The following is a 251-nucleotide window of genomic DNA, read 5'->3' as shown; positions in this document are numbered from 1 at the left end:
GCGCCGGGCGCGGCAGCAGCGCCTCCAAGGGCGCCCAGTCGGACCCACCTAGCGCCCGCAGGACATTGGCTATCATGGCGAGCCCGCGTTCCGCGTGATGGGCAGCACCTTCGGCTTCCGGCTGATGAGGGGCAGAGTTGAGGACGGCGATGTCGTCGTAGACCCCGAGGCCGACCGCCGCGCCCCGGTTCTGCACGCACAGATGGGCTTCGCGGGCCCGCAAAGCGTCTCCGACCGAGTCCGAGCTGCGC

1 pseudogene is annotated in these 251 nt (G+C 71.3%); it reads right to left on the bottom strand.

The window, feature by feature from the left end:
- Nucleotides 1-223: pseudogene (locus WDW90_RS40265) on the bottom strand (AraC family transcriptional regulator); the annotation flags it as partial.
- Between the last annotated feature and the right edge of the window lie 28 nt (nt 224-251).

The organism is Methylobacterium nigriterrae (assembly GCF_037106235.1).
Taxonomy (GTDB): Bacteria; Pseudomonadota; Alphaproteobacteria; order Rhizobiales; family Beijerinckiaceae; genus Methylobacterium; species Methylobacterium nigriterrae.
This window is presented reverse-complemented; position numbering and strand designations above follow the sequence as displayed.